This is a genomic window from Desulfopila sp. IMCC35006 (assembly GCF_005116645.1).
Classification (GTDB): domain Bacteria; phylum Desulfobacterota; class Desulfobulbia; order Desulfobulbales; family Desulfocapsaceae; genus Desulforhopalus_A.
In genome coordinates, this window is record NZ_SWCM01000016.1 from 49,121 (window position 1) to 73,241 (window position 24,121).

The following is a 24,121-nucleotide window of genomic DNA, read 5'->3' on the forward strand; positions in this document are numbered from 1 at the left end:
ACCAATGACGAGTTGAGAGGATGATGCCATGATCAGAATCATAAACGATGGTGAAAATACGCAGGGAACCTGTACGTATCGGGTACAGGTTGGGAAACAACACATCTGCAAATTTGAGCATAACCGACAAGATGGGCTTGCCGATTGCCTCCAGAAAGCAGCGGATGCGGTGGAACTAAGCGAGTGGGCGGATCTTGTGTTGCTCGACGACACCAAAGGAGGATGAGGCAAGGCCACAGTCATACTGCATTGTAGCTGAAAGGTTGTCTAAACAGGAAGGTCGCCCTCAAAGGCAGGGTCGAAGACAACGTAGCGCCCTTTGCCTGATTTTTTCGCGCGATACATAGCCAAGTCGGCCTTGTGCAATAATGATTCGGCGTCGTCCTCGTTCGGCCTGCTTATTGCTATACCGATACTGCCGCCGACATTCACGTCAATGCCGCTCAGTCGCACCGGTATCATCAAAGCCGCAAGGAGTCGCTCGAGGAAAGGCAACAACTGACTGATGTCTTTGACATTCTCAATCAGTATGGTGAATTCGTCGCCACCAAGACGCGCGACCATATCATTGTTTCTCAGGCAGCCTTTAACCCTGTCGGCGACAGTGCGGAGCGTTTCATCCCCGGCCACATGGCCGAAGGTATCGTTGACGCGCTTGAAATTATCCAGATCGAAAAATATGAGGGCCACTGACGTGCTTTGCTCGACCGCTATGTTGAGCGCGGAACGGACATGGTCGATAAAGTTTGCCCGATTGGAAAGCCCGGTAAGCGGATCGCTGAAAGCTCGTTCCGTCAGTTCCTTTTCAAAAATTTTGCGCTCGGTAATATCGTGAAACGTGGAGACTATCCCCTTCACCGAAGAGTCGTGCAACAGATTGGTAAAAATAACATCAAAGTATCTCCAGGTTTCGGCCTCACCTTCTCGCATACGGACAACAACACTTATGTTTTCCCCGGGTTTTCCCAAGGCATCCGCGATCACAGCCGTAAGTGTTTGAAGATCATCCGGATGCACCCGGTCAAGCAAAGTAATACCAACGAGTTCTTCCGCCGATCGTCCCCACAAGGCTCTGGCTGCCGCTTCCCCGACGTACTTGATCGTCCCGTCCGAATTCAGTACGGCGATGACATCCGATATATTTCTGACCAATGCCCTGAACCGCTCTTCGCTTTCCCGCAACGATGCCTCTATGGACAGCCGCTCGCGCAGTTCATCGCGAAGAGCGCCGTAGAGATTCGCATTCTCCAGTGCGGCCGCGATTTGCCCGGAATACAACATTGCGATCTGTTTCGTTTCCAGGGTAAAATCAACAGCATTGTATCTGAAAGCACAAAGCAGACCCCGCAACCGCCCATCATGGAAAAGAGGGGCCGCAAGTAGCGCACGATACGGAAAATCCGCTGAACTGGCAGGAAAGCGGCTGTGCTCGGAGTTGGTGACGGAAGCAGCTTCGCCCAGCAATATCGCCTGATCATTACTCAAAAGATTCGCCAAAAACGACCATTCCGGGGCACTCTTGTTAATTTTTGCCGGGACGCTTGCGCAGATGCTACTTACCTCGTCCTTGCGGCGATAAAGGACGGCAGCGTCGGCGCCAACAATAACCGGAAACGCCTGCACAGCCTCTTCCTCAATTGCAGATTCTTCTAGATGGCGGCCGATTTTCTGATTTCCCCGGACGATATGTTCGAGTTGATTTTTATTCTGAATCTGTTCAAGCGTGAGGGCGATGCGATACACCATCGCGGCAAGAAGGCCCATCTCTTCGCGGGTAAAGGGGATTGGTGTGCAACGCGCCAGGATGAGCGCCCCGCGCAATTCCCGGCTGCCCTGCATCGGAATCCATGCGGCCGCCTCTACGCTCAGCATCCGGGACAATTCATTAAAAACAGGATGTGCCCGGAGCATCTCCCGGTCGAAAACGGTTCCTGCACGATAGGTTGTGAACAATGTCGCAATGCTGCCCGCTGAAGCAGCCTCGAACTCATAGTCCTCCGGCAAGCCAACGGATGCTAACGGGGAATACTTTCCGCTTCCCGCTGGATCCAGCAGTACCACAACATCAGCTGAGAAAAGTTCTGAAACGGTGGTAAGAATTTTTTCGAGCAGAAACTCGAGCGGAGCAGGCTCGTTCAAGACTGTCAGGAGTCGGTTAACGCGACTTGCGTCCCAGACAGCGGACCGCGCGGCCCGCAATGCCTCGTCACGAGCCTGCTTGAGCTTGTCCATCTCAGCTGCGACATCGCCGGGCCGCTCAATGCTAACCATAGGAATCCTATAGTGCTATTGCAGCCAAAGTGGCGTTGTGCGTGCCGAGCGTCCCTGAAACACGAGCAAATTCGCCACAACAATACAACCCGAAAACTTCAGCTTCACCTGCTGCGGCCTGAAGCCGTGCCGCTTCCTCGGGAATCCTGTCCTTCAATAACCGCGCACGCATAGCGCAACTAAAGGCGATAACTACCGCGGCCTCCGGGTTGCCCGACAGCGCGTCGTGGCCGACATCCTCCGCCACAGCAAGCAGCAGATCCTCCGAGCTTTTCATCACCTGAACCGCGCTGCCGGCGGGCGGAACGCAGCCCTGGATCAGCAATGAGCCGTCAGGCGTCTTGGTCCGCGCGACGCGGATGATCGACGACCCGTCCATTTGCAGAATGCCGAGCGGATGATGCATTGAGGTATCCCAGAAATTTTCAGCAGTTAACTCTCCGGGGGCCACGCCAAGTTGCTCCTCGTACGCCTCGCACGCAGGACGTCCTCCTAATTCCATGATTTCCGTTCCCTCGGCACGCGTTACGAGCAGTGGCACGCCAACCGGCTCCCATCCGTGTTGAATCGAAGTGTGCAGCGGCTTGTCGGAAGCTATCCAAACAGCGACGGCGCCCTGATCAATGACCTTGTCGTCATGGAAAACGAATGTGGCCTTGAATTGAAGTTCGTCTCCCGCCGCGCCGCCGACAATGCAGGTTTTCGGGCCCGTTATTTTGTACACGCCCTGGAAAAGTTGCTGCAGGTTGCCTGCAAGGCAATCGGCGAGAAGAATCATGGCTGAGTAAGGAGATGGACCGGCTTCAGCTTTGCTTTCCCGGGCGATTTTTTGCCCTGACTGGTCCAGGTCGCCATGGATGTTGGACGCCGATGCGATGCCGAAACGGTAAGGACCGGCGGTCATCACCATCACAGCAACACCTGCACCGAACCCCATATATTCTGCACGCAGTATTTCTCCAGAGCCTGTGGCACCGGCCAGATGTACCGATCCTGTAACCGAACGTATCCCGGATAAAAGTAGAGAAAGATCGTAGTGCGGCATGGTGAAGACGAGTACCAGCGAGGGTTTCTCTCCGCCTAGCTTACTGACGGCAGCCGTGGCTGCCTGTTTCCCTGCTTCGTAAGAGTCCTGGAGTCCACTGGCCCCTGTTCCTGCTCGTACTCGCATAACATCCTCCACTTTCATCATTTGTAATAATAGTAACTCATTTAGTTTACATAAGCTTATGTAGAACGGTTTTGCATGTCAACCTATTAATGGTTAAGCAATCTTGTTGGCTCATATAGACGTTGGGCATTCATAAGAACAGCAAGGAAGTATGAACAAGGAAGAACTCGATGAAAATCGCCTCCGATTAAAAGACAGACCCTTGTCTGAGAATTGATTTGTTGCAAAAATAATAAGCATATGCTCACATGGACCGAAAGCAATCGGAAAAGTACTGCGATGCGGATTCTGCCAGGCCCTGGCAGAGCAATATCCTGTTGTATGTTCTTGGTCATTTGTGCTTTATTTTTTTCGACAAACCTTTTTACGGAGAAGAACAATGACAACGCGGCTGACTATCCTCTGCGAAAACACCGCGGGTATGCCTTTTGGTGTTATCGGTGAACACGGCTTTGCCTGTTTTGTGGAGACTCCCGACGGCAACTATCTTTTCGATACCGGTCAAGGTTTCGGCATCGTGCAGAACTCTCTTACCCTCAACAAAGACCTGCGCAGTATACAGGCTGTTATGATCAGCCACGGCCATTATGACCATACTGGTGGATTACCCGCAGTTCTCCAGTTAAGAGGAGCAGTCGATGTCTACGGCCACCCGGATATCTTTACAGAAAGAATCTGGTCGTCAGGAGAGCAAAGCCGATTTGTTGGCATTCCGTATCGTCGTGCTTATCTGGAATCACTGGGCGCGAACTTCCGTCTCGACAACACGATGGTCACGGTTGGTCCCGGTGTCTTTTTAACAGGAGAGATTCCGCGCCTGAGCATCTTTGAGAAAGGCGATGCCAGTATGACCAAAATCCTCCCCGACGGCAGCACCATCCACCCCGACCCACTGAAGGACGATTTGTCGCTCATTGTAGATACACCCAGGGGGTTGACCCTGATCCTCGGCTGTGCCCACGCCGGCATGATTAACATCATCGAGTACACCCTGGCACAGACAGGACGTGACCGGATTCATGCAATAATCGGCGGAACCCACCTTGGTTTTTCCAGTGACGAACAGTTCGAAGAAACCCTGAAAGTATTCGACCGTTATCAAATCGAGCGCATCGGCGTTTCCCATTGTACCGGTTTGTCACGGGCGGCAATGCTGCATGCTCATTTAGGGGAGCGATTCTTCTTCGGCAGCGTCGGCACTACCCTGGAGATGTAAAGCGGTCATCCCGCGAAACAAGAATTTTCTGAGGACTGGTCTACGGGAAGTACATCACGCTGACAGTTCACTCAAGTTTAAGCGCAATAGGCTTAACTGCCGCTGTCGCTATGAAACTGTCATCGCATGGCATAAGTGCAAATGTTGTTGTGATTACCACTAAATTTCAGCTTAGAAGGAGTCCAGAGGGATAAGCGCCTTCACAAGATTCATTTATAAAAAATGAATCACCAGGGTCTACTTCAAATAAATCGGATTATTAACAACATGCATGAATACTACTGGTACGACTTCATTGGAAATATCGGAGTTTTTTTGATCCTGCTCGCCTATTTCATGCTGCAGGTAAATCGGCTTGACAATCATTCCCTCGCCTTCAACATAATGAATTTTTCCGGCGCATTGTTGATATTGGCTTCGTTATGCTTTGACTTCAATCTCTCAGCATTTATTATCGAGTTTTGCTGGCTTCTGATCAGTTTATACGGGATAGGCAAGTGGCTACGAACACATTCGAGCAGGAATGCTGCATAAAACAGTAAAAAACCATCCTTTTCTGAGACCCTTTAAGATGGCAGAACCTGCCTGGAAGGGAGTGACATCGGCTATTTGTTATGCAAAAAAGAGGATGAAGGATGGCTTCTTGTTCTAGACTGAGCCATCGTTTTACGAACAAGTATGAGCTTTTGACATTTTCCACCCGAAGCGGTACGGTAAAAAACTGACGCAGCTCACTATTCGTTCACTGTATCGGGCAGCACTGATGCTGTTATCTAGATAGGAAAGAAAATGTTCAAAGCCAATATCTTGATCATAGATGACGAACCGGCCATCGGCCGTGGCTGTGCCATGATCTGCCGGGATATGGGTCATAATCCCACCTGGTGCGCAACCGCTGCCGAAGGCAGGAACAGCCTGGAGGAGGGGGAATACGACCTCGTCCTGCTCGACATACGACTGCCGGACCGCGACGGTATCGACCTGCTTGCTGAAATTCACCTGGCATATCCGGAACTTCATGTCATCATGATGACCGGTTTTTCAACCGTACAGCAGACCGTCCAGGCGATGAAGAATGGCGCCTTCGACTATCTCGCAAAGCCTTTTAGCGATGAAGAGCTCACCCAGGCAATCAGCAAGGCGCTGAAGAACGCCAGGCTGCGACGCGATAATCTACAGCTGCGCAAACAGCTGTTCCAGCGTTTTGAGTTTAACAATATCGTCGGAGACAGTCCGGCCATTCTTACAGTTTTCGAAGCGATCAAGAAAGTGGCACCCACTGATGCCACGGTTCTTATCAACGGTGAAAGTGGCACCGGCAAGGAACTCTTTGCCGGTGCTCTCCATGCCCGCAGCAGCAGAGCCGAGCAGCCTTTTATCGCCATCGACTGCAGTGCCTTCTCGACATCCTTGCTCGAGAGTGAGCTCTTCGGGCACGTCAAAGGATCTTTTACCGGCGCTGACAGAGACAAGCAGGGTATTTTTGAGGCTGCAAACGGCAGCACCCTGTTCCTCGACGAGGTGGCAAACCTCGATCTGAATATCCAGGCAAAACTTTTGCGGGTCCTCGAATACGGGCAGTACAAACCGGTCGGTGGCAGCAGCATCAAAAAGACCGACATGCGCATCATTGCCGCCTCAAATCAGGATCTTGAGAACAAGACGTTTGATGGCACCTTCAGGCCTGATCTTTACTACCGCCTGAATGTCTTCCCTATCCATCTTCCGCCATTAAGACAACGAAGAGAAGATATTCCCAAACTCGCCTATCATTTCCTCAAACAGTTCTGTCGGAAAAACAAGAAGCATCTGGACGGTTTTTCCGACGGTGCTCTGGAGACGCTAACCAATTACCATTGGCCGGGCAATGTCCGGCAGTTAAAAAACGTTATAGAACGGCTGGTCATTATGGTTGACGAGCAATTGGTGGACAGTTCCAGCCTGCATGGCCATCTTGATTCCCGAAACCACGACGCCGAATCAACCCTTCCCACAACCCTGCCCGAACTCAAGGCCTATAAACAGCATCTCCTCGATATCCAATACAACCCTGCCGAAAAGGCCTTCCTGCAAAAAAACCTCGACGAAGCAGACGGCAATATCAGTCGGGCGGCAAAATTAGCCGGTATGCAACGCTCGAATTTCTCAACCATGATGAAAAAGCATAATATTTCTTTCACCGTATAGATGTATAATTACACATACACCTGTATAATTACATATACGCAAGATAACTGTTTTTAATAATAAACAAAATTTGTTTTGCTTGTTTTCTTCACCTCTCCTTTTGGTCCATTTCCTTTTCTAACATTCGTTCTCACCCACGCCCATCCCCCTGATTTCATTGAGCATAAAAAAATGTGGACAATTAGCGAACTGGTGGACTGTTTTTTGCTGCAGTCAAAGTTGTAATTCTTCGATTTTTCGTTTTCAAAACAATAAAATTCAGGAGGATGGGACAATGGTACAGGCCCAGGCACACAAAGCAGATGCAACCCGAATTCTCGTCATGGAAGATGACGTAAACATCGGCAGAGGGCTGGCAACAGTCCTTACTGATGAAAATTACAGTGTCCAGGTGGCCAATGACGGCCAGTCGGCACTCGATGCCTTCAAGCAAGACGATTTCGATCTGTTGATTGCTGATATCCGGCTTCCGGATATGAACGGCCTTGACGTCATCAAACAGGTCCGGCGGCATACCCCCGATACCAAGATCATCGTAATTACCGGATTTGTCAGCACTTCTGTCGCAGTCGATGCCATGCATAACGGAGTTTCCGATTTTCTCCCCAAACCTTTCAGCGAAAATCAGATCATCAAGTCCGTCAAGACAACGTTGGAACTGAGCAAAGATAAAAATGCTGCATACGTCCACTCCATTTCTGAAACAGACAAGCTCATTCAGAAAAAAGAGGTGCTTCAGGTTCTCGATCGAACCAATGAAGACCAGCTGTTCTGTAACGATCTCCAGAAGAAAGGAACACAGGCGCTGGCCGAGTATGCCCTTTCCGACGAAGCCAAGGAAGCCATCGCCACGGGGAACATCGACTGGATCAATAAAAATGTGGGGGAATTGACGCAGAAACAGCTGAAATATGTCTTTGAATGCGCCCAGAAAAGGGATTGGCAGCTTTAGGACCGACCGCAATCCTTCTTGGTTTCTAACACGCAATAATTTGGTGCTGGTACGTATCCCACAGTGCTTTTTCGTGGGGGCGAATATAAAACAGAACGCTATGCATTGTCGACCGGGCGGTGAGTGTGTCCGGCATCTCGTTGAATACAAGGAGTAACGCATGGACATGTCAACTGACTACAGAAAGTATTTCCAGGCATTCCGGGATATTATACGTACAATGCATGCCCACGATCATCTGAATGAAGTCCTTGATCTGGTGGTACAGAAAATCTCGGAAGTACTCAATGCCAAAGGGGCTCTGCTCAGATTGCTGAATCAGGAAACGGACCAGTTCGAGGTTGCCGCCGCCTATGGCATCGGTGAAAATTACCTCTCCAAAGGACCGGTCAGCAAAAAGAAGATCCTGTTTGAACCGGGGAGTCAGTCCCGGGTGCATGAGATTACCGATATCTGGAATGCTCCCCGGGTGGAATATCCGCAGCAGGCTTGGGACGAGGGTGTCCGGATGATGCTCGATGTACCGCTCTCCATCCGAGAAAAAATGTTTGGCATCATCCGGATATATCTACCGGAAAAACGTGTGTTTTTAGACGATCAGCTCGATTTCCTCCTGACCGTTGCGGAACAGTGTGCCTGCATCATCGAGCGGGTTCGGCTCTATGAAAACCAGCGAACCCATTACTTTCACATGGCCGCTCAACTTGAAAAAATGTCTTCGCTTGGCCGTATGGCGGCGGGCATTGCCCATGAGATCAACAACCCGCTGACCGGCATCATGCTGTTCAGCACCAACTTGATCAAGAAAACCGAAGAAGGAGACCGTTTTCACGAAGGGTTGCAGATTATCATCGATGAGACCACCCGCTGCAAGAACATCGTCGAAGGACTGCTGGAATTCTCGCGAAATCCCTCCCCGGAGAAAAAACTCCACAATTTAAACGACATCGTCACAAGGGCCATAAAGCTTGTGGAGAATGAAACGCAACTTCACTATATCAGGATCCACGAGAATATTTCGCAGGACCTGCAGCCGGTGCTGGTGGACAGCAACCAGCTCGAACAGGTTTTCGTCAACCTGCTGTTCAATGCCATTCAGGCCATTGGCGAGAAAGGGGAAATAACTGTCAAAACAGGTGAAACACCACTGCAGCAGGCCTTTGTTGCCGTTTCCGACACCGGCAACGGCATCAGCAAGGACCTTATGGGAACCATCTTTGATCCATTTTTTACAACCAAGCCCGAAGGTAACGGACTGGGGCTTGCCATCTGCCACAATATCGTCCACAACCATGGCGGCGATATCCAGGTGACCAGCAAAATCGGGAAAGGCACAACCTTCGTGGTTACGCTCCCTTACAATTAACGTTTCGGTTCTCCGCCAGCCGAAAAAAATCATTACCCGGACGAAGGAATGTTTTATGACAACAACAGCTAAGCAGACAAAACAACAGGGCGCAGTCATGGTCGTCGGCGGCGGTATCGCCGGGATGCAGGCTGCCCTGGATATGGCTGATTCTGGTTTTTACGTCTATCTTGTGGAGAGATCACCGGCAATCGGCGGTGTGATGGCCCAGTTGGACAAGACCTTTCCCACCAACGATTGTTCGATGTGAATTATTTCACCGAAACTGGTCGAGGTCGGCCGGCACATTAATATCGAACTCCTCACCCTGTCGGAAGTCAGCTCCATTACCGGTAAGCAGGGCGATTTTACCGTTGAGATCCTGCAGCATCCCCGCTACGTGGATGTGGACAAGTGTATCGCCTGCGGGTTGTGCGCTGAAAAATGTCCGAAAAAAGTCGATGACTTGTATAATGAGAGTATCGCCAAACGCAAAGCGATCTACGTCCCGTATTCCCAGGCGGTGCCGCTGAAATACAGCATCGATGCCAGCCAGTGTATTTATCTCACCAAGGGAAAATGCGGTGCCTGTGAGAAAAACTGTCCCGCCGGGGCCATCAATTTCAAGGACGTGGAAAAAACGATCTCCATCAACGTCGGGGGCATGATCCTGGCTACCGGCTTTGACTCTTACGATCCCTCTTCACTCGATTACTTTAATTACGCAACATGCGATGATGTCGTTACTTCGCTTGAATTTGAACGTATTCTCTCGGCAACCGGTCCGTACCAGGGACATCTGCTTCGTCCCTCGTCAAAAAAAGGGCCAAAAGATGCCGGCAAGCCGCCAGCAAAGATAGCCTGGCTGCAGTGTGTCGGTTCCCGCGACATAAACCGCTCCGGTCACCGTTACTGTTCTTCGGTCTGTTGCATGTATGCCGTCAAGCAGGCCGTCATGGCTCAGGAACACAGCAATACCCCGCTTGACTGTGCCATTTTCTACATGGACATGCGGACCCAGGGAAAAGATTTCGACCGGTACTATGAAAACGCTCGAAAAAACGGCGTCCGCTTTGTCAACACCCGCGTTCATACCATCAAACGGGAAACCGGCAGCGATAACCTGATCCTGCGCTATGTCGAGGAAAACGGTACCGCAAGGGAAGAAGTGTATGATATGGTCGTGCTTTCCACCGGCCTTGTGATTAATGGTGCAACGGTAGATCTGGCACAAAGACTGGGGGTAACACTCGGGGAGGACAACTTCACCAAAGCGAGCTGTTTCGCCCCTGTTTCGACCAGTGTCGACGGTATCTATGCCTGCGGTGTCCTCACCGGGCCAAAGGATATCCCCCATTCCGTTATGGAAGCGAGCGCCGCCGCCTGTGCGGCAACGGTCGGTCTGGCACCGTCCAGGGGCACTCTCATCCGCCATGAAGAAACACCCGAAGAACGAAACATCGATCGGCAGAGGCCCCGGATCGGCGTATTTGTCTGTAACTGCGGGATCAATATCGGCGGCATCGTCCGGGTTCCGGAGGTCGCTACATACGCCGCCACCCTGCCCGACGTAACCTATGTCGAGGAGAACCTGTTCAGCTGTTCGCAGGATATCCAGGATAAGATGACCCAGGCAATTACCGAGCAGGGGCTCAACAGGGTTGTCATCGCCGCCTGTACGCCCCGCACCCATGAAGGGCTGTTCCAGCAGACCCTCATTAATGCCGGTCTCAACAAATACCTGGTGGAGATGGCCAATATCCGCAATCAGGATTCCTGGGTGCACTCTGATGATCCCGACCAGGCGACAAAGAAAGCCAAAGATCTCGTACGAATGGCGGTCGCCAAAGTGCGTCTGGCATCGCCTCTGACCCAGAGTCCTCTGGGAGTCAGCCGGTCGGCGCTCGTTATCGGCGGCGGACTGACCGGCATGATCTCGGCCCTGATGCTTGCACGGCAAGGGTTCCCGGTCCACCTTATAGAAAAATCGGATATCCTGGGCGGCAATGCCAGGCTGCTGAACAGCACCTGGCAGGGGGAATCGGTGGCGAACAGGCTGGAGAAACTGACCGACGACATCAACGCCGAAGAGCGTATCCAGGTACACCTCTGTTCTTCCATCAAGCATGTCGAAGGTTTTGTCGGCAACTTTACGACGGAGATTGCCGGAAACGGCGAATCGGAAACTATTAAACACGGGGTTGCCATACTGGCGACCGGTGCCAAAGAGTCAAAACCGGCGGAATATCTCTATGGCGAGCACAGCGGCGTGGTCACCAACCTCGAGCTGGATGCGATGATCCGCACCGATGACCACAGGCTGCGCAAGGCCGAGAACATCGTTTTTATTCAGTGCGTCGGTTCCCGCGATGCAAACAGGCCATACTGCTCGAAGGTGTGCTGCACGCATACAATTAAAAACGCCCTGGCACTGCTGGAGAAGAATCCCGAGGTACGCATTTTTATCCTGTATCGGGATATCCGTACCTACGGCCAGCGTGAGAGTCTCTATCTTGAGGCCCGGCAGAAGGGCGTTATCTTCAGCAAATACGAACTGCAGAAGAAACCGGTGGTAATCGCTGCCGGACAGTGCCTTGAAGTGCTCTTCCATGACCCGGTTTTGGACGGCAACATCGCCGTCAGCGCCGACCTCGTCTGCCTGGCGACGGCCATCGAGTCCCACCACGATGCCTCGCTGGCACAGTTCTTCAAAGTGCCGATGGATCAGGACGGCTGGCTCCTGGAAGCCCACCAGAAACTGCGGCCGGTGGAATTTGCCACTGAAGGTGTCTTCCTGTGCGGCATGGCCCATTACCCGAAACCGATAGAAGAGAGCATTTCCCAGGCACTTGCCGCGACATCCCGGGCCTTGACCGTTCTGACACGGGATCAGATCATGGTCGGCGGGGTGGTTTCCCGAATCAATCCGGAACTCTGCTGCGGCTGTCAAGGCTGCATCAACGTCTGCCCGTTCGGGGCGATCACCTTTAACCTCGACCGGCAGGCAGCAGAAGTCAATGCGGCGCTCTGCAAGGGATGCGGCGCCTGTGCGGCAGCCTGTCCATCGGAGGCCCCGATGCTGATGGGATTCAACAATGAACAGCTTTATGCCGAGATAGAAATGGCATTGTGCTCCTGAAACAATCGCCAAAGGAGAAAATCGTGACCAGCCAAGAATTTCAACCGAAAATAATCGCCTTTGTCTGCAACTGGTGTGCCTATGGCGCCGCCGACCTGGCCGGCGTCAGTCGCATGCAGTATCCCCCGAACGTACGCCTTATCCGGGTAATGTGTTCCGCGACCATATCGGCCCACCATATCCTGAAAGCGTTTCAGCAGGGGGCCGACGGCATCCTGGTTGGCGGCTGACACGTCGGCGACTGCCATTACCTGTATGGTAATTACATGACCATTAAGCGGATGCGATTCCTTCAGGAATTATTGAATTTTATTGGGATTGACGGACGCCTGCACCTCGAGTGGATATCCTCCGCCGAGGCGCAGAAATTTGCCGACACCATCACCAATTTTACCGAAAAGATCCGGGCCATGGGCCCCAGCCAGTTTACCAATGCCCTGACGGCACCCGAGGCTGAGGCTCTTCTCGGCAATTTAGAACTGGAAGCTGCCGCTTCAAGAGGAATGAACAATGAAGAAAAAAGTCAAAAAGTGGCTTGAAGACGGAACAGTTGACCTGTTTCTCGGCTACAAAATAGATTGCGGTCACCCCTTGCCCCACTGCTTTACCCGGGAAGAACTTGATGACGTGGACCATTTGGTTGTGGGTGAAACGCGCTACAGCCTTGAAAAAATAGCCACACATCTGGCAAAGAAGGACCCGAACCTTAAAATCGGCCTGCTGGCGCGCGACTGCAACCAGCGGGCGATAAATGTCCTGACAATCTGGCACCAGCTCGATAAAGAAAAAATCTTTCCGCTCAATGTCAACTGCTGCCCTTCACCGATCAAACCGCAGGCCGACTGCAGTTATATGAGCGGCGAGACGGCGGCTTCCTACAAGCTGCAGGTCGGAATTGACAACGCCATGGATATAGAGAGTGCCGATGCTTTTTCCGACCGGGAGAAAAACATCCGGTGGATGTATGAATTCCAGAAATGCATTAAGTGCTATGGCTGTCGGAATATCTGTCCGGTCTGTTTTTGTGCGGAATGTACCCTCGAACATAAAGACCTGATCGGGCCGGGAAGGCTGCCGCCCCAGGTCCCTATTTTTCATCTGGTGCGCGCCTCCCACATGGTCGGCCGCTGTATCGACTGCGGTCTTTGCGAAGATGCCTGCCCGATGGATATCCCCCTGCGGCTTCTCTATCGCAAGGTGAATACTATCACCATGGATATTTTCGACTACAACACCGGTGAGAGTTGCGAGCAGTCGCCGCTCTCTCTTCTCGGGGACAAGGTGACGCTGTCTCTCAAACCGATGTAATTGTTATCTGCCAGCTTCCTCGGTTGACGCCCTCTACCAGACGATCACCGGCAAGGAGAATATACAATGAAATGCACGTTCACTCCCTCAATCTGCTCCTACTGCGGCACCGGCTGCGGTGTCCTGTTCGAGACGATTGACGGCAGGCTCAACAGTACGATCCCGATGAAATCCCATCCCGTCAGCCAGGGGAAACTCTGCATCAAGGGATGGAACCTGCATGAGCATATCAACAGCCCCATGCGGCTCCAAAAACCGATGGTCAAGACCTTCGGTCGATTCATCAATACCAGCTGGGATGAGGCCATCCAGATCACCGCCGACCGGTTCAGGGAGATCATTGACCAATATGGCCCGGACAGCCTCGGGGTTCTCGTCTCCGCCAAAATGTCCAACGAGGAGAACTACCTGGCCCAGAAACTGGCCCGCGCGGTGTTTGGCACCAACAACGTGGACCACTGCGCCCGGCTCTGACACTCCTCTACGGTGGCAGGTCTTGCCGCCGCATTCGGATCCGGAGCTATGACCAATTCGATCAACGGGATTGAAAAGTCGAACTGCATCTTTATCATCGGTTCCAATACCACGGCCAATCACCCGCTGGTGTCCCGAAGAGTGATGCGGGCCAAGGAAAAAGGCGCCAAATTGATCGTAGCTGACCCACGGGGAATACAGCTCAGTCAGTTTGCCGATGTGGCGGTTCGCCCCAAGCTCGGGTCTGATGTCGCGCTCTTAAACGGCATGATGCACATCATCATTGAAAACGGCTGGCATGATGCCGCCTATATTGAAGAACGGACTGAAGGCTACGAGGAATTTGCCGCGGCGATACGGGAATCGACGCCGGAAAAAACGGCGGAGGCGACAGGGGTGGATCCGGAAGACCTGTATCGCATGGCCGAGGCCTACGGCACTGCCAAGGCTGCCTCTTTACTCTACGCCATGGGAATAACCCAGCATGTAACGGGCGTCGATAACGTCAAGTCATGCTGTAACATTGCCATGCTCTGCGGTAATGTCGGCATTCCGGGCGGCGGGGTGAATCCGCTGCGTGGCCAGAACAACGTCCAGGGTGCCTGCGACATGGGCGGGCTGCCCAATGTGTTTACCGGCTACCAGCCGGTGACCGATGAAAAGGCCCGGGCAAAGTTTTCCAAGGCCTGGGGATGCTCTTTAAATGCAAAGCCGGGGCTGACGATCACCGATATGATTCCTGCCATTCTCGAGGGTAAACTCAAAGGACTGTATGTCATCGGGGAAAACCCGAAACTGAGCGACCCGGATTGGAATCACCTTAATCACGCCCTGCAGGAGCTGGAGTTTCTTGTCGTCCAGGAACTGTTTCTGTCCGAAACCGCTCAGGTCGCCGATGTTGTTTTTTCCGCCTCAGCTCTTGCCGAAAAAGAGGGAACCTTCACCAATACGGAACGTCGCTGCATGAAATTCGAACAGGCGGTCAAACCCCTCGGCGATACCCTGCCGGACTGGGATATTCTTGCCAGGCTGGGTACTGCCATGGGCTATCCGATGCATTACAACAACGCCCGGGAGATCTTCGATGAACTCAGCGCGCTGACACCGAGTTACGCGGGAATGACCTACGAGCGACTGGGATACGATGGCCTGCAGTGGCCCTGCCCCACGCCTAAACACCCCGGAACGGTCTATATGCACAAGGATACCTTCAGCCGGGGGCTCGGGAAATTTCATCCCATCACCTATCAGCCACCGGCGGAAAAACCAGATAAAGAATACCCGTTTTCTCTTACAACCGGCCGGATGTTCGCGCACTTTCATACCGGCACCATGACCCGGGTGTCGCCGCATCTCGATATCGAGCAGCAGGACGGCTATGTAGAGATTAACCCGCAAGACGCCGGGAAAATGGAGGTCAAAAACGGGGATCTGCTGACTATCTGCTCACGACGGGGCGAACTCGACGTCCCGGCGCGCCTCACCAACACCATCGATCCGGGTACTCTGTTTCTACCCATTCACTTCGGGGAAAATCCGGCGAACATCCTCACCAGCTCGGACGCCTTCGACCCCTTAGCCAAAATCCCGGAGTTCAAGGTTTCGGCGGTGAACGTACGAAAAGCCCAAGCGGAAATAGTGGAAAAGACCGTTTCCTGAAAGACTCATCGGTACAAAAGGGAGTTTTACGCGATCGATACCTCAAATAAAATTCCCTTTTGCACTGTAACGGACCCAGTTCCCTCTCATTAATACTGCTGATTGCCTTGTACCTTTCATGCTTATACTCCCCGGAATTCGTCACTCTGACTGTTATGTCATGTTCAAATACGCCACGGGCGAAAAGATACAGATAAAGAGATAACCCCATATACCTCTGGTTTAGTGGTAATCATTAACTTTTCAGAGACCGGGAGCTGAATTTCTTCCGTCAAATGCAATCGTCAGGCAATACCCCGGATTCCCTGAAAGATTTCGTATCATTTAAGAAAGATAACCGAACCTTGCAAAAAAAAATAAACTGGAGTATTCCACTTTCCCGCTGCTTTGTGTAATGTGCAAATCAGTCCTGTTGCTGAAAAGAATCAGCTGTATTGAATATTGTAGTTCAAGGAGATGTTTCGATGAGTAAAAAATGGGTGTATCGGTTTACCGAGCTTGATCAGGTTGAAGAGTATGTCGGTGGTTCCTGGGACGACGTTCGGGGCCTGCTGGGCGGCAAAGGGGCCAATCTTGCCGAGATGGTACGTATCGGGGTACCGGTGCCGGATGGCTTTGTCATTACCACCGAGGCTTGTAATGAATATTTGTCTCTGGGAGAAAAGCTGCCGGAGGGGTTATGGGAGGAGCTGACGACCTCGCTGAACGAAATAGAGGCGGCAACGGGAAAAACCTTTGGGGATCCGAAAAATCCCCTGTTGCTTTCCTGTCGTTCGGGGGCCAAGTTTTCCATGCCGGGAATGATGGACACGGTCCTGAATATCGGCATGAATGATGCGACCGTCGCAGGACTGATTGAGAGAACGGGAGACCCCAGGGTAGCCTACGATCTGTATCGCAGACTGATCCAGATGTTCGGCAGCGTGGTGATGCATATCCCGGACGAAAAATTTGAAGAGGTTATCACCAGAACCCGTAAACAGGCAGGGGTGAAGACGGACACGGAACTTACTGCCGAGCACTGGATGGCGGTTACCGAAGAATTCAAAAACATTTTCAGGTTTCATACCCATCATCACTTCCCAACGGAACCCTATGCCCAGCTGCAGATGGCAACTGAAGCAGTGTTTATGAGCTGGAACGGTAAGCGTGCTGTCGATTACCGTAACGCCGCAGGGATCCCCCACGATTTGGGTACCGCAGTCGCTATCGTCACCATGGTCTATGGAAATCTTGGCGATGACAGCGGAACAGGTGTTGCCCTGACCAGAAGTGGCACGACGGGAGAGCGGAGAATTGAGGGAGATTACCTGACCAACGCCCAGGGAGAGGATGTGGTCGCCGGTATTCGCAAGACCAAGGACCTGTCCGAACTCAAAAAAGAGATGCCCGAGGTACACGCGGAGTTTGAGCGGGTGGCGATGTCGCTTGAGAACCATTACCGGGAAATGCAGGATGTTGAGTTCACCATCGAAAAGGGCAAACTCTGGATGCTGCAGACCAGAGACGGCAAAAGGACCTCTCAGGCCGCAGTAAGAATAGCGGTGGATATGGTTGAGGAAGGGATCATCACCAAAGAAGAAGCGCTCATGCGGGTTACCCCCGAAATGCTCGATTTTTTCTTTCATCCGCAATTTGACCCGCAGTCAATAAAGAAGGCCATTCAGGATAACAAACTGCTGGCTAAAGGACTCAACGTCTCCCCAGGTGCTGCGGTTGGCATCGTTGCGCTCGACGCGGATCTTGCCGAAATATGGGGCAAGGAAGATGGCAAGAAGGTCATTATGGTTCGCCCGGAGACGAGGCCGGATGATGTCCACGGCATGCTCGCCGCCCAGGGAATCGTCACCAGCAGGGGCGGCCGGACCAGCCACGCGGCCCTGGTTGCCCGCCAGTTCGGTACTCCTGCCGTGGTCGGGGTGGATGATATGGACATCGACCTGACCAGAAGACAGATCACCGTAGGAGACATGGTGATAAAAGAAGGTGAATGTATCTCTGTTGATGGCACAACCGGGCAAATATTTCTTGGTGAGATTACGACCAAGGAACCTGACATTAAGGACGAATGGCTTCTCAAGCTTCTTTCCTGGTCCGACGAGTTCCGGACCCTTGGGGTCTGGGCAAATTCTGACTATCCGGTGGATGCATCCCGCGCCAGAGAATATGGCGCCGAGGGAATTGGCCTGTGCAGGACCGAGCACATGTTCATGGAGAGTGAACGACTCCCCTTTGTGCAGAAGATGATCCTGGCCGAAATGGATGTCCAGCGAAGTGAGGCCATCAAATCCCTGCTGCCGTACCAGCGTGAAGATTTTGCCGGTCTGTTCAGGGTGATGGATGGCCTGCCGGTGGTGATCAGGCTCATCGACCCGCCGCTGCATGAATTTCTTCCCGACCATGTCTCCCTGGTCAGAGAGTTGTCGGATCTGAAGATCCAGCTGCAGCATGCGCCAAACCTTGACGCCATAGATGATCTGCTCAAGCAGGTACGGACCAAAGAAAAAGTACTGAGCCGGGTCGAAGTCCTGCGGGAAGACAACCCTATGCTTGGCCTGCGCGGAGTGAGACTTGGCATTCACTTCCCGGAATTACCCCAGATGCAGGTGCGGGCAATTTTTGAGGCGGCATGCCTCGTGACGAGGGAGGGAGTTGATGTGCGGCCTGAGGTCATGATCCCTCTCACCAGCCATGTTAACGAGTTGAAGATTCAGCGCGAGTCGCTTGAAAAAGTCGCCAGGCAGGTGATGGAGGAAATGGGGGTTAAGATTGCCTACAAGTTTGGCACCATGATTGAGATCCCACGGGCGGCACTGACGGCTGACAAGCTGGCCGAATACGCCGAGTTCTTCTCGTTTGGCACCAATGATCTGACGCAGACCACCTATGGTATTTCAAGAGATGATGCTGAGTCCGGATTCCTGATTGAATATATGGTTCATGGCATCCTGCCGGACAATCCGTTTGAAACCATCGATGCCGAGGGGGTAGGCGAATTGATGCGGATTGCGGTGGAAAAGGGACGAGCAACCAACCCGAATATCAAACTGGGCATCTGCGGGGAACATGGCGGGGAGGCAAAATCCATTGCCCTGTGCCATAAACTTGGGCTGAATTACGTTTCCTGTTCTCCTTACCGCGTACCTTTGGCCAGGCTGGCTGCGGCAAGAGCGGCAATTGTGGCCGGGCATTAACTGGCTGTTGCGGAGCTGAACAGAGTGAAGAGAACCAGCTCTGCTCGAGCAAAATAAGGAAAAGAAAAAGCCGGCCACCTGCGAGGTGGTTGGCTTTTTTAGTTTTCAAGAGGAAACGGTATGAAAAAACAGCCTATGCCAAGGACAGCTATGGTCAAGGTGCTTGAATTATTGTTTTTGGCAAGTTCCCTGCTTCTCTCCGGTTGTACCTATTTTGCCAGCCAACCTCTGGACATTCTCTACTATACCGGCGATGCAACTTCACATAAAAACCTGGTTGTATTTGTCCGGGGCCTTGGCGGCAGCCATCGTTCTTTCGCCGAGGAAGGGATGGTCGAAGCGACCTGGCAACGGGACATTGATGTGGACATGGTGGCCCCGAACAGTCATTTCGCCTACTACTCTGAGCGCACACTGATTAAACGACTCAGGCAGGATGTGATCCTGCCTGCCAGGAAGAAGGGATACCAAAAAATCTGGTTGGTCGGCCCTTCTATGGGTGGTCTCGGCTCCCTTCTCTATATAAAAGCACATCCGGAGGAGATTGCCGGCATCTACCTGATAAACCCTTTTCTTGGATATGACGAAATAATTAACGAAATCAAAGCACAGGGGGGCCTGCAGCAGTGGCAGCCAGGCGATTATTCTCCCGATAAGGATTGGCAGCGCATGCTCTGGCACTGGATAAAAACCGAGGTGGCAGTGCAGAAGACCCCGCCTGTTTATCTCGGCTTCGGCAATGACGACACCTATGTCGAGGCGCAAAAACTCCTGGCAACCGCCCTCCCGGCGGATCACATTATCCGCGTGGAAGGTGGGCACGATTATAAGACCTTTAAAATCCTCTGGCTGCAATTTCTCAGAGGGGATGTCAAGTTAACCAATTAATCAGTCAAATTAACAATATATTTTCATTTCACGAGATAATCCTGCGCTGCGTAAGGCGGCACAAGCCAACACCATGCGAGAGGTGCTCCAACAGATGAAGACCAAACAACCATGGGAGGATACGATGCCTACAAAAAATGCGGTTTTGGTTGTATTGCTTGCGCTCTTTCTTCTCTGCGGTTGCGGGAAAAAGAATTGGCATTCCTCATGGCAGGAAGCGGCTCCGGCATCACGATCGGCTCAAGGGGAGCAGCTGTATGCCGAGGCCCGCAAAAAACTCGACCAAGCGGCAGACCTTGAAAGCATTATGGCAAGTATGGAGTTACTGCAGCGGGTGGTAACAGCCGATCCCGCGCATCGGGAGGCCCTGGCTTACCTTGGCAATATCCATATACTTCTCGGCACTGCATACACGGCCGACAGAGAAGAAAAAATCGCCCATTTCCACCAGGCAATGAAATATTGTGAACTGTCTATGTATGGCAATCCGCAATTTCGAACAGCGGTCAAGGGTGGCCAAAAACCTTGGGAAGCAGCCCATACACTCCGGGCAGAAGATGCTCCGGCCATGCTTTTCTGGGTAACAGCCCTGCAATACGAATTCAAGGAGGGCATGACTCTGCCGGAAAAAATCATCAACGTCGGCTGGCTGAAGTATGGCATAATCTTTCTTAACAGAATCAAACAGGTGGCGCCTGAATATGGCAATGGTGCGGTAGAGTTTGCCTACAGCATCTGCTACCTGGCCTTGCCGTCTTTCCTTGGCGGCGATACCGATCTGGGCAAGGCCTATCTGGAAAAATCGATCGCCAGCGGTAAAGGTTATCTGCTGCCGAGATGGGGCAAAGGCAAGTATTTTTACCAGGTGACAGGCGACCGCCAAAGCGCCCGCAAAGATCTGCGGTGGGTTGCCAGCCAAAGGCCTGAGGATTACAAGGATCTCTACCCCTGGCGGATATACTTCATTGCCGATGCCAGAGTGCAACTTGAGGCCCTCTAGACGCGAGATGCGCTGCTGCTCCTTTCGCCTCAATGGATTCCCCGCTAACTCTGGCACATGACAGAGTGCCAGAGTTAGCGGTCTACAAACTGGGACGCAGCCCCTGCCAGTTCAATACAACAGGTATGGCAAATTCGGCAAGGCCATCCACATGTTTTTTTGCCGATGATCGGCGGGGTCATGAAATGCAAGGAAAATGAAACCCAGGAAGATCCTCGACATGGGCTGGGGCTCAGATGCCAGAACGGTCAATTGTCGCCGGCGAGCTTGCCTACAACATATGGTCCTTCCGGGATTACGGCAACTTTTTCATGGCTTTTGAGCAGGTCGTTCACAGTTGCCTGACAGTCTTCAATTTTGATCCCCTGAAATCGTTGTACATCCTCCAGAGAAAGACCGGGGGAATAGATATAAATTTTTCCGGCATGGGCCAGGGTCTGATAGATATTCTGTGCACACCACTGATCAATAACAAAATTATCCGGGTTGCCATGATGCCTGTCAAAATCGGCAGGGGTAGGATTTGAGCGCATAATCGTGCAGAATTCTTCGCTGCCGAGCCCCTCTTCGCAGCCGCATGTGACAAGGATAGTCCCATTTTCCTTGAGGATATCTCTGGCGGCGATTAAACATTTTGCCACCTGGTAAAACGTTGCATCAAGAGGAAAGCCTCCTGCGGAGGTTATGACCAGATCCACCTTCTCCGGGAGGACCGCCACCGCATGGCTGGAAACGAGGTCGCATCCGGCCCGGTGGGCAAGGTCATAGTGGCCGGCGAAAACTCCTGCCAGTTCGCGCTCCTGGTTGATCACGACATTGAGGATAAAATCCACCCCGGCACGTTCCGTCACCTCCATGGCGTACTGGTGAAAGATGTTGTTTTCAAGCCTGCAGTTTGCCTGTTGCAGCTGATCAATTACCTTGTAGGAGTGCATAAACTTCATCGTCTGAAAACTGGAAATGCCGGGGAGAATGGATTTTCGGCTCCCTGAAAAACCGGCATAAAAGTGTGGTTCGATCAATCCAGTCAGGATCTTCAGATCAGCATCTAGATAATGGGTGTTGATTTCGATGGGTGCGCCCTCGATTCGCGCAATTTCCCGGTATTCTTCCTGTTTCTGGCAGTAGTGATTGACGATTCTGTAGTTGTCCATGATGTCTTTACCGACCATGGATTCAAGCTCGGCGCCAAGGTTTGGTCGATGCATACCCGTTGCAATAAGAATAGTGATGTTCTCTGCAGCAATGCCACTCTCGGTAAGGGTCTGCAGCAGTGGGGGCAGGATAACCTTGTTGGGTACTGGCCGGGTAATATCAGAGATAACAATACAGGCGTTTTTACGGCCCCGGGCAATTTCTTTCAGAGGAGCGGTTCCAATAGGGTGCAGCAGTGCATCCCGCACGATAGAGGCAGGGTCGGCAAGTGCTGCGGCCGGCCTGTTTTCGATAAGCTGCGCGGAAGCAGGCAGTTCCAAGCTGATTGTCTCTTTACCGCATCGAAGATTGGCTTTCATAATCGTCTCCTTGTCCACAAATGAAGGTGCCTTGCTCGTTTCTTGCCGGGATATTTTTTGGTTTGTACGCTGGAAACTCTTTACTTCATGCTATAAATGCAAACAATCTGCATCCGTAGACTTATAATCCTTCAAGGCCGTGCTGTGAACCTACCGGTGAAAAAGGGCACGACAAACAATCCCCCGCAATGGGGTGAGCTCGTTGTTGCGGCCGGATGATCGACGCCAACAGGCGTGCTGCTGTTCGCGCGCGGGTGTTGACGCGATGGCTGAGATTGCGCTCTCTGCCCGCCTCCCTGCACGTATTTCACTTTGCTTGCCTGAACCGATATATTACAATACCTTCTTTAACAGTACCTGAGATCTTCTTTATCTTGAAGATCCCGGTTCGAGGGATTTGATCTTTGCCCCCCTTCTCAGTCTTTTATAACCAACAAGGAGACCAGCATGCTCAATTTCAGCCTGACCCCTGACCAGCTTGACCTCCAGCAGAAGGCGCGTACCTTTGCACAGCACGAAGTCCTGCCGGTTGCCTGGTACTATGACGAGAAAGATGAACTCCCGATGCAGGTGCTGCGCAAGGCCTTCGATGCCGGTATGATAGGCAGTGACATTCCAAAGGAATTTGGCGGCCAGGGCTTAACCCTGGTGGATTCGGCTTTGATTACCGAAGAAATAGCCGCAGCCTGCCCGGGTCTGGCGACATCGATTTTCGACAGTTCACTTGGCATGGAACCGATCCTGCTCTCGTCGAACACCGGCGCAAAGAACAAATACCTCCCGGCAATCGCCAAGGAGTTCAAGCTGGCCGCCTTTGCGACTTCTGAACCGACAATGGGCTCTGACGTGGCAGGGATTCGCTGCACGGCGAAAGCTGATGGCGAAGACTATATTCTCAACGGCACAAAGTACTGGATTACCAACGGGGGCGTTGCCGACTATCTCTCCGTCTTTGCCACCATCGACGCCAAGAGTCGGCACAAGGGCATCTGTGCCTTTCTGGTGGAGACAACTTGGCCGGGAGTCACCATCGGCCGCGCCATCCCCAAGATGGGCCAGCGCTGTTCCAACACCGTGGGGATCAATTTCAAAGATGTCCGGGTGCCCAGGGCAAATGTTCTGGCACCCCCCGGTGAAGGTTTTGTCCTGGCGATGAAGACCTTCGCCCGAACCCGGCCGATCATCGGCAGCTTCGGGGTCGGAGCAGCACGGGCGGCATTGGAATATGCTCTTGATTACGCAAAAAAACGACGTGCCTTCGGCATGGAGCTCGGCGCCTTTCAGGCAATTCAGTTCAAGCTCGCAGAGATGTACCAGAAGGTGGAAACATCTCGCCTGCTGACCTGGAAGGCGGCCTGGGACTCAGACCAGCAAAAAGACGGCAGAGTGAGCGCCTCGATCAGCAAGCTCTATGCGACGGAAACGGCACTGGAGGTGGTCAATGAGGCCCTGCAGATTTTCGGCGGCTATGGATACACCAAGATGTTTCCCATCGAAAAAATCCTGCGCGATGTCCGCCTGCTCCGTATCTATGAGGGAACCAGTGAGATCCAGCGCATTATACTCGCCGACTATCTGTTCAAAGAGTACCAGCCATCGCTGCCGGCCCTGGAGGACCTGCCGCTGCATCGCCGGCACGATCCCAGCGGCAATACAACCCCGGCTGATGAAAACGTATGGCGGTGCAGGATCTGCGGTCACGTCCACTACGGTGACACGGCTCCGGCGGAATGCCCGTTTTGTTTCTTTCCGCAATCGGCCTTCAAAAAAATACAATAGCGGCAACGCTCAGCTTGATCATGC

General features: G+C 52.5%; 16 protein-coding genes and 1 pseudogene. 14 read left to right on the forward strand and 3 right to left on the reverse strand.

Going from position 1 to position 24,121, the window contains the following annotated elements; translation table 11 throughout:
* The first annotated feature begins 28 nt into the window (after nt 1-28).
* Nucleotides 29-226 carry a hypothetical protein gene (locus FCL47_RS20615; protein WP_136815614.1) on the forward strand — a complete coding sequence of 66 codons (198 nt, stop codon included), beginning with the start codon at nt 29-31 and terminating at the stop codon, nt 224-226.
* Between the two features lie 41 nt (nt 227-267).
* On the opposite strand, the gene FCL47_RS20620 is transcribed toward FCL47_RS20615, so the two are convergent.
* Together FCL47_RS20620 and FCL47_RS20625 are read right to left on the reverse strand one after the other, a co-directional pair.
* Entirely contained in the window at nt 268-2,271 is a 2,004-nt protein-coding gene (locus tag FCL47_RS20620) for a diguanylate cyclase domain-containing protein (protein ID WP_136815615.1), read from the reverse strand.
* Between the two features lie 7 nt (nt 2,272-2,278).
* The gene (locus FCL47_RS20625; protein ID WP_136815616.1) at nt 2,279-3,463 is read right to left on the reverse strand and encodes an FIST signal transduction protein; all 1,185 of its coding nucleotides are present in this window, start codon (nt 3,461-3,463) and stop codon (nt 2,279-2,281) included.
* A 358-nt stretch (nt 3,464-3,821) separates the two neighbouring features.
* On the opposite strand from FCL47_RS20625, the gene FCL47_RS20630 reads away from it, so the two are divergent.
* The 12 genes and pseudogenes from FCL47_RS20630 (at nt 3,822) to FCL47_RS20690 (ending at nt 20,804) form a co-directional block, all read left to right on the forward strand.
* Entirely contained in the window at nt 3,822-4,658 is an 837-nt protein-coding gene (locus tag FCL47_RS20630; RefSeq protein WP_136815617.1) for an MBL fold metallo-hydrolase, read from the forward strand.
* A gap of 32 nt (nt 4,659-4,690) precedes the next feature.
* Nucleotides 4,691-4,807 (forward strand): annotated as a pseudogene (locus tag FCL47_RS25745) (transporter); the annotation flags it as partial.
* A gap of 640 nt (nt 4,808-5,447) precedes the next feature.
* Nucleotides 5,448-6,845, forward strand: coding sequence for a sigma-54 dependent transcriptional regulator (locus FCL47_RS20640; RefSeq protein ID WP_136815619.1), 1,398 nt, complete (start codon nt 5,448-5,450; stop codon nt 6,843-6,845).
* Nucleotides 6,846-7,119: 274 nt separating this feature from the next.
* Complete coding sequence (locus tag FCL47_RS20645) at nt 7,120-7,797, forward strand: response regulator (RefSeq protein ID WP_136815620.1); 678 nt, start codon at nt 7,120-7,122, stop codon at nt 7,795-7,797.
* Nucleotides 7,798-7,957: 160 nt separating this feature from the next.
* Nucleotides 7,958-9,163 carry a sensor histidine kinase gene (locus tag FCL47_RS20650; RefSeq protein WP_136815621.1) on the forward strand — a complete coding sequence of 402 codons (1,206 nt, stop codon included), beginning with the start codon at nt 7,958-7,960 and terminating at the stop codon, nt 9,161-9,163.
* Between the two features lie 55 nt (nt 9,164-9,218).
* Complete coding sequence (locus FCL47_RS20660; RefSeq protein WP_153306386.1) at nt 9,219-12,281, forward strand: FAD-dependent oxidoreductase; 3,063 nt, start codon at nt 9,219-9,221, stop codon at nt 12,279-12,281.
* Nucleotides 12,282-12,304: 23 nt separating this feature from the next.
* Entirely contained in the window at nt 12,305-12,820 is a 516-nt protein-coding gene (locus FCL47_RS24875; RefSeq protein WP_370459586.1) for a hydrogenase iron-sulfur subunit, read from the forward strand.
* Nucleotides 12,792-13,589 carry a 4Fe-4S binding protein gene (locus FCL47_RS20670; protein ID WP_136815623.1) on the forward strand — a complete coding sequence of 266 codons (798 nt, stop codon included), beginning with the start codon at nt 12,792-12,794 and terminating at the stop codon, nt 13,587-13,589. The genes FCL47_RS24875 and FCL47_RS20670 overlap by 29 nt, the downstream gene beginning before the upstream one ends.
* A 66-nt stretch (nt 13,590-13,655) precedes the next feature.
* Entirely contained in the window at nt 13,656-15,722 is a 2,067-nt protein-coding gene (fdhF, locus tag FCL47_RS20675; RefSeq protein WP_136815624.1) for a formate dehydrogenase subunit alpha, read from the forward strand.
* A gap of 464 nt (nt 15,723-16,186) precedes the next feature.
* Nucleotides 16,187-18,916 (forward strand): pyruvate, phosphate dikinase, encoded by a 2,730-nt coding sequence (gene ppdK / locus FCL47_RS20680; protein WP_136815625.1) that lies wholly within the window; start codon nt 16,187-16,189, stop codon nt 18,914-18,916.
* Nucleotides 18,917-19,036: 120 nt separating this feature from the next.
* A complete protein-coding gene (locus FCL47_RS20685) occupies nt 19,037-19,804 on the forward strand; it encodes an alpha/beta fold hydrolase (protein WP_136815626.1) in 768 nt (255 codons plus the stop codon).
* Between the two features lie 124 nt (nt 19,805-19,928).
* Entirely contained in the window at nt 19,929-20,804 is an 876-nt protein-coding gene (locus FCL47_RS20690) for a hypothetical protein (RefSeq protein ID WP_167496591.1), read from the forward strand.
* Between the two features lie 248 nt (nt 20,805-21,052).
* Here the strand turns inward: FCL47_RS20690 and larA are convergent, their stop codons facing one another.
* Nucleotides 21,053-22,318, reverse strand: a complete 1,266-nt coding sequence (gene larA, locus FCL47_RS20695) for a nickel-dependent lactate racemase (RefSeq protein ID WP_136815628.1) — start codon at nt 22,316-22,318, stop codon at nt 21,053-21,055.
* A gap of 447 nt (nt 22,319-22,765) precedes the next feature.
* Here larA and FCL47_RS20700 point away from each other — a divergent pair, with 447 nt between their 5' ends.
* On the forward strand, nt 22,766-24,097 hold the full coding sequence (locus FCL47_RS20700) for an acyl-CoA dehydrogenase family protein (protein WP_136815629.1): 1,332 nt from the start codon (nt 22,766-22,768) through the stop codon (nt 24,095-24,097).
* The last annotated feature ends 24 nt before the right edge of the window (nt 24,098-24,121 follow it).

What these genes read in the sequence shown, in the direction of transcription:
- FCL47_RS20615 (WP_136815614.1), top strand. Translation starts at nt 29, where the DNA reads ATGATCAGAATCATAAACGATGGTGAAAATACGCAGGGAACCTGTACG.
- FCL47_RS20620 (WP_136815615.1), bottom strand. Translation starts at nt 2,271, where the DNA reads ATGGTTAGCATTGAGCGGCCCGGCGATGTCGCAGCTGAGATGGACAAG.
- FCL47_RS20625 (WP_136815616.1), bottom strand. Translation starts at nt 3,463, where the DNA reads ATGATGAAAGTGGAGGATGTTATGCGAGTACGAGCAGGAACAGGGGCC.
- FCL47_RS20630 (WP_136815617.1), top strand. Translation starts at nt 3,822, where the DNA reads ATGACAACGCGGCTGACTATCCTCTGCGAAAACACCGCGGGTATGCCT.
- FCL47_RS20640 (WP_136815619.1), top strand. Translation starts at nt 5,448, where the DNA reads ATGTTCAAAGCCAATATCTTGATCATAGATGACGAACCGGCCATCGGC.
- FCL47_RS20645 (WP_136815620.1), top strand. Translation starts at nt 7,120, where the DNA reads ATGGTACAGGCCCAGGCACACAAAGCAGATGCAACCCGAATTCTCGTC.
- FCL47_RS20650 (WP_136815621.1), top strand. Translation starts at nt 7,958, where the DNA reads ATGGACATGTCAACTGACTACAGAAAGTATTTCCAGGCATTCCGGGAT.
- FCL47_RS20670 (WP_136815623.1), top strand. Translation starts at nt 12,792, where the DNA reads ATGAAGAAAAAAGTCAAAAAGTGGCTTGAAGACGGAACAGTTGACCTG.
- ppdK (WP_136815625.1), top strand. Translation starts at nt 16,187, where the DNA reads ATGAGTAAAAAATGGGTGTATCGGTTTACCGAGCTTGATCAGGTTGAA.
- FCL47_RS20685 (WP_136815626.1), top strand. Translation starts at nt 19,037, where the DNA reads ATGAAAAAACAGCCTATGCCAAGGACAGCTATGGTCAAGGTGCTTGAA.
- FCL47_RS20690 (WP_167496591.1), top strand. Translation starts at nt 19,929, where the DNA reads ATGCCTACAAAAAATGCGGTTTTGGTTGTATTGCTTGCGCTCTTTCTT.
- larA (WP_136815628.1), bottom strand. Translation starts at nt 22,318, where the DNA reads ATGAAAGCCAATCTTCGATGCGGTAAAGAGACAATCAGCTTGGAACTG.
- FCL47_RS20700 (WP_136815629.1), top strand. Translation starts at nt 22,766, where the DNA reads ATGCTCAATTTCAGCCTGACCCCTGACCAGCTTGACCTCCAGCAGAAG.